Origin of the sequence: Acinetobacter sp. YH12105 (assembly GCF_013419095.1) — a bacterium.
Classification (GTDB): Bacteria; Pseudomonadota; Gammaproteobacteria; order Pseudomonadales; family Moraxellaceae; genus Acinetobacter; species Acinetobacter pseudolwoffii.
The window spans coordinates 1-6,292 of sequence record NZ_VPAU01000038.1 but is presented as its reverse complement, the minus strand read 5'-3'; the positions used below and the strand labels follow the sequence as shown (position 1 = coordinate 6,292).

The 6,292-nt window shown below is 36.0% G+C and carries 5 protein-coding genes and 1 pseudogene; 5 read left to right on the top strand and 1 reads right to left on the bottom strand.

What is annotated here, in order from left to right:
* The 4 genes and pseudogenes from FTU44_RS14875 to FTU44_RS14860 all read left to right on the top strand — a co-directional run.
* Positions 1 to 487 (top strand): annotated as a pseudogene (locus tag FTU44_RS14875) (DNA adenine methylase); the annotation flags it as partial.
* A gap of 1,570 nt (positions 488 to 2,057) precedes the next feature.
* The gene (locus FTU44_RS14870) at positions 2,058 to 3,122 is read left to right on the top strand and encodes a hypothetical protein (protein WP_180051289.1); all 1,065 of its coding nucleotides are present in this window, start codon (positions 2,058 to 2,060) and stop codon (positions 3,120 to 3,122) included.
* Positions 3,123 to 3,418: 296 nt separating this feature from the next.
* A complete protein-coding gene (locus FTU44_RS14865) occupies positions 3,419 to 4,318 on the top strand; it encodes a replication initiation protein (RefSeq protein ID WP_180051286.1) in 900 nt (299 codons plus the stop codon).
* A 168-nt stretch (positions 4,319 to 4,486) separates the two neighbouring features.
* Positions 4,487 to 5,143, top strand: a complete 657-nt coding sequence (locus tag FTU44_RS14860; protein WP_180051283.1) for a BglII/BstYI family type II restriction endonuclease — start codon at positions 4,487 to 4,489, stop codon at positions 5,141 to 5,143.
* On the opposite strand, the gene FTU44_RS14855 is transcribed toward FTU44_RS14860, so the two are convergent.
* Positions 5,140 to 5,382 (bottom strand): helix-turn-helix transcriptional regulator, encoded by a 243-nt coding sequence (locus FTU44_RS14855; RefSeq protein WP_100358257.1) that lies wholly within the window; start codon positions 5,380 to 5,382, stop codon positions 5,140 to 5,142. The genes FTU44_RS14860 and FTU44_RS14855 overlap by 4 nt on opposite strands.
* 91 nt (positions 5,383 to 5,473) lie before the next feature.
* Here FTU44_RS14855 and FTU44_RS14850 point away from each other — a divergent pair.
* Positions 5,474 to 6,292, top strand: an 819-nt coding sequence (locus FTU44_RS14850) for a DNA adenine methylase (RefSeq protein ID WP_180051280.1), incomplete at its 3' end; no start/stop codon positions are given.

Below are 6,292 nucleotides of genomic sequence, written 5' to 3'. Positions count from 1 at the left end.
TAGCTTAAAAAACAATTCTGACTTCAATTCAGTTTTTTTATCGGCTGATTTTAAGGAAGCATTAAAATCATTTGAAGGGGGGACAGTATATGCAGATCCACCGTATTGCTTTGTGCATTACAGTCGTTTCTATCATGCCTTAGAAACTCTAGTTTTATATGACTATCCGGAGATTCAGAAAAAGAAAAATGTGATCGTTAAAGGGCGCTATAGAGGGGATAGGCACCAGTCTCCTTTTTGTATTAAAACTAAGGTTGAAGATGCGTTTTTAGATATGTTTAAGGGCGTTGAATCTACTAATTCTCAATTAGCACTTAGCTATAGTAATACAGGAATGATTAGCCTAGAAACTATGATGGAGCTTGCATCCTCTGTATGGGATAGCTCGAAAATAGAGATATTAACTATAGATCATCAACATATGACATTAGGGCGGCAAGGTACTCGATATAGAGACGTTAAAGAGTGCCTACTCTTACTAAAATAAAAAAGGTAAGGGTCGGTGGCTAAGCCACCGCCCTTGATAGTGTTTTTAAATCTACACCTGATTCAACCGACTCTGGAACGGCTGAACTCCTCTGCTCACAAAGTCCACAGTGAACCTGAGTTTTCTATACTCAGAAATAGCTACAAAGATACTACTTGCATAAGAACAAGGCATCCAACACAGTTGTAGCTCTGTATTTTCATCAACTTAGTTTAGTTCAAGCGACCAACTCGAACAGAAGGGGAGACCAATCCCCTTTTAACCGTTTCGATTTTTTTTAACTTGCAAGGCTATTACCACCAAGCAAGCACATACTCAATGCGTACCTCTACGCATCCCAACATCAACCTTTCGCAAATCTACGATTCCCTTAACAATGGATTTCTCCAAACGGTAGCTATAGACCTTAAAACCACAAACAAGTATGTCTGTTTGCTAATTTCATAATTTCCCTACATTGCTGTAGTTTATATACGCTAATCAGTATCGCTCCCACACTTCTCTAATATCTCGTACTTAACCAATTTGTACGCTTAGAGCTGTGCTTCCCAAGTTAGTATTTGAAGTCTTAATTTGCAGTACGCTTATCTGCTAGACCACCTGATTAGTTCAAAAAATTGAACCTCCTATTTCCGTATTCGCAGTCCCAAAAAATACGTTATAAAATCAGATCATCATTTTGGCAGGTAAAGCACTTGCAATCCACATAGGGGGTTGTACTCCCCCATTGTCACGTTTGAGCTATAAATCGACCTTTCGAGCTTCAATGGAATGTCATCACGACAAGTTCACCATTTGACAGGAAAGTGCCTGCAACGTATCTAGCTTTCGCCTCAACGCCCCGATAACTTCACAGTTACCTCAGAATCCATCGTGTGTGGCACGAACAATGCAAAAAATAAATCGTACATCTGCATTGAACGGTGGCTATTAACGAAATTTCATCCATAAAATTTCTGACCATATCTTCAAAACAGGATTTCAGCCCTTTCAGCCTAGTTCGGGAATTACTTCCCGAACAACGTGTCACCACGCTTCCGTTTCCTTGTCGCCCAACTTCAAAGGGGTTTCCCCGACTTTAAAAATGGATTGGATCGAATAGGGGCATTGCATCCCCTAAGCTCCCATCAAAGCGTACCGAGCCAAATTTCTCCGGCAGTCCGCTTCGTCAGGTAGTCAAAAATTGGTTAGAAGTTTGACTATGAGCTGTTTAAAAAATCAAAGTTTTAGTGTGGCTGCGCACACTAAAACTCACACGGTTGGTCAGTTCTAAATATGCGTTGGTCAGACACACTTCATTGATGATAAAAATGATCATAAAGCATAAAAAACATACCGTCTATTATGTTTTGCAGGAACTACTTATTACGCGATTACAAATACCCCGAAAAGTCCAATTTATAACCATGCTACGCATGGTAGGGCTTCGCCCTAAAAACACCTGTAAATATTGAAAATCTTTTACTAGATTACAAACTGGTTTTTTTATAAAAAATGGGCTATTTTTATGTAAAATCCCTTCATTACATAAATAACGATGATTGTATATAGCCCACACTCAAAATTTACTATGCAAAGAATCGCTGACCATGTTGCTAATGGAGCTTATTTTTATGCCAAAATTGACTGGAAAGAATATGAGGATTGGATAAATGGTGAGACTAAAACTATTTTTAATAGTGTAGATGGACTGATTGAAAAACTCACAGAACGTTATGATTTAAAGCTCACTCCAAGACAGCGTAATTATCGTCTTGAAAAAGGTTATCCAGTTTGTACTTGTATTGTTCAACGTGATGTTTTTGAAAAGTACAAATGGACAATTCATTTACTATTCACCACTTCTAAGACACGGGATTTTAATTTGCAGTGTGGCGTATCATCTCAAAAAATTGTTAATGCCAAAGATAGAGAAAAAGTAGAAAAATTACAGGAGAAATTTAAGGGTTTCACTTGGATAAAGCCTGAAATTCAGGCTGAAATGGATTTGATTTACAGCTATTTCAAAGATCGAGAGCCACTACAATTTATTTTAGATACTGCTATTTCTTTGAAAGTCACACAGCACATGACTTTTGAGCTTGTGCGTACAGATCACAAGGTCTATAAGCCGACTGAAAAAGAATATAAAGACAGAATTCGGTCATTTTCTTGGTCTTGGAGATACAGCAAGCAGTCATATTTACGAATGAAAGCCCGACTGATGACTGTTGTAAATAAACTTATTAGCCAAAAAAATAATAAGTTAGCTGAAAAAAACCGAGCTGATTTGCGTAACTTTTTCAAAATGATTGAGGCATGGGCAGTTTTTAAGAGTAATCGACAGCAATCGGGTGAATTGCTTCATTTTGCCCAGCGTTTTGTTCGTAAAAAAGTTAAAAAATCATGGCAGCAAATTGAGATTGAACCGCCTCACTTGGTTTATCTGCCCAGATTAGAAAATTATGCTGAAACTTTGGATGAATATCGTGATCGTAGAGAATTATTTGATCAATATGGACTTGAAGTTCCTCTTGATTTAGTTCGAAAAGGCGACTTTATACAGATAGCAGATTATATTTATCGTGAAAAAGAGAGAATTGAGAATCGAAATAAAAGAACAGATGAATCGTTATTATCTGAAAATTTGGAATGAGTATATTGGAAAATAAAATTTAAAAAATTCTAAATATTTGATTCATAGCGTTTATTGTAGTTCCTTTTGATATTTATATATCATATTTGTGGTATATGTTTTTACTTTAAAAATTAATGGTTTAACAACTATGTCACTTTGATGTAAACTTTATTTCGAACGAAAAAAAACCCGATGTGGCGTCGGGTCTTTTTCGGGAACTTGAAGAGAATAATCTCAACTAGCACCACAATTATCTTGAACTCTAATTGTAGCTAGTTGGGTCCACAAAAACAAGAGTTATAAGGACTTGAACAATGGCTGCGCCTGTTCACCAACTAGAAATTTTCTATGACGATTTGGCGTATAAGCCTTATTGTGCAGAGTATTTAGATCGTGGCTTGGATATTTTGCCCAAGCGAGAAGCGATAAAACGCCGATACATACAAGGCAATCAGCCGTGTATGGTTAACTATCTGTTTTTTGACTTAGATCATGCTGATTCTGTTCTTGCTTGGCATACAGAAAATTTACCAATTCCCTATTGGACTGCTCGTAACCCTGAAAATGGCCATTGCCATATTTGCTACAAGCTTGAAACACCATTTCCGACCACTGAAATTGCAAGTATTAAGCCTATACGCTACGCAAGTGCGATTCAGGCTGCGTATGCCAAAAAACTAGGCTCAGACACCGCATACAGCCGTTTAATCACTAAAAACCCTTTAAACAGGCACTGGGACGTTGTTTTTTGGAGTGAAAAAACTTACTCACTCGATTATTTAGCTGATTTTGTAGACCTGAATGATAAACCCACAGCCGAGGATCGCATTCAAGGTTTAGGTCGAAACTGCACTATTTTCGATTTAACGCGGTTTTGGGCATATAAAGCAGTGTTACCCTACCTTGAGTCTAAATCGAGCTATCAGGCATGGTTTAACGCTGTTTTAGAGCGTGTTATGAAGGAGAATGAACAATTTCCTGAACCGTTGCAGTATGCAGAGATTAAACAAATCTCGAAAAGTATCGCTAAATGGGTCTGGCAACGCTTTTCTATAGAGGGTAAGAAGGAATGGCACGCTAAAAAGGGTGCTAAAGGTGGTAGTAAATCTAAGCGAGGTGCTAAGGCTGATTCTGAACGTTCTACAAAGCCTTGGGAAGCAATGGGGATCAGCCGAGCTACTTATTATCGACATCGAAAAAATGAGACCAAATAAGCTATATCAGATAACAGCCCCTTTTATGGGGCTGTTCTTTGTCAATATGGTCAATTTAGACATTGTTCCACGCCTCCAATTTACTCACTAACTTAGGCTAATTTTTTATTTTCCTTTTAATATTTTTTTATACTTTTATAATCTTGGAAAATTAAATTATTGATACCTATGTCTGTTCTACTTTTTCCGCAATACATTCGAGATAACTATGAAATAGAGGAATATCGTAATGGTATCTCTGTGCTTAGACATGCTTTCCCTAATGAGTGGAATGATTTAGTCGATTTACTTTCAGCTTTTGTTTTAAGACGAAGTGAAGTCATTGCTCCAGGTGGTAGAAAGTCTACGGTTGCAGACCAATTAGATAGTTTTCTATATGCAAGGGCTTGGGGAGAGACAGAATTTAAAACGGCTATCCATTTGGATGAATATGAGTTAATCAAATCAGCTATTGGCAATGGAAAGAATACGGTTATTTCTACTTTGAAAAATAGCACTATCACAGAAGTGCCTACTCATAAGATTGATTGCTTCAAAAATAAGGTTGCTATTGAAGTAGAGTGGAATAATAAAGACCCCTTTTTTGATAGAGATTTAAACAATTTTCGCTTGTTATTTGATTTAGGAGCTGTATCTGTAGGTGTAGTAATCACTAGAGCTTCAGAGTTACAGGGATTGTTTAAAGAGTTAGGAAAAGGGGCTTCTTATGGTTCATCTACAACGCATATGGGTAAATTAAGAAGTAAGTTATTTGGTCAAGGTTCAGGTGGTTGTCCCGTAATAGCTATTGGTATTAAAGCCAGCCTTTATGATGAGTTTAGTTAAACTGATTCTTGTATAAGACTTTCTAAAATTTCTTCAAAGTCTGATAGGGATTTATTTAATTCTTTGCATATTAAATAAACCTCCGTAATTTCTAAAGATCGATCACCATTTTCGTATTTAGAAACAAAGCTCTGTGGTTTTTCTAGCATTTTAGCTAACTGAGATTGGGTAATCTGGGCATCAAGTCTCATTTGCTTTAATGCTTGAATACACAAAGATTTCATTAAGCTCTTATCCATCTATTTTCTCTATTTGACTCTCAAGACTTTATTACATAGAATCAAAAAACAAAATCCTAATTTGGGATTTTGTTTTTTATTAAGGATTCTTATGTTAACCCCACAACCATTTCCTAGTTTAATCAAATATATGGGTTCTAAAACCAAGATTATTGATTTTATTGTTGAGGGGATTAATTTTGTCCATCAAAAAGATAGATCCATATTAGATCTATTTGCAGGAAGTGCTTCACTGGCAGGGGCAATTGGGAAACAGGTTAATTTTGTTTCTAATGATATTCAGGAATATTCAAAAGTTCTTTCACAAACTTATTTAGTTAGTTTAAGAGATGCAGATATTCCAGACATTGATCATATTTATCAGCAGGTTTTAAGTCTTGTAGAGGCGAATATACAAACAGAATATCTGGTTGATTACATTAAGTTAACTGATATTGACGATTTCAATTGTTTAGAAGAAGCCCAAAAAGATTTAATCAATAAAGACTTCTTGTACGATTATCATTTATTTGCAAAAAACTATTCTGGTACATGGTGGTCCTATGAACAGTGTTTGTGGATTGATGCTTTAAGACAAGTTGCAGATGAGTATGAAGATAAGCCGATTTATCCAATTTTTTTAGCTTCTCTAATGTATGCCATGGCTTATTGCAGTCAAGGTACAGGCCACTATGCTCAGTATAGAGATGCAAAAACTAATTCTTCTTTTAATGACATTTGTATTTATAGAAAAAAAGAAGTTTTTAAATTTTTTCATAAAAAATTTAAGGAATTATGTACTTATAGCTTAAAAAACAATTCTGACTTCAATTCAGTTTTTTTATCGGCTGATTTTAAGGAAGCATTAAAATCATTTGAAGGGGGGACAGTATATGCAGATCCACCGTATTGCTTTGTGCATTACAGTCGT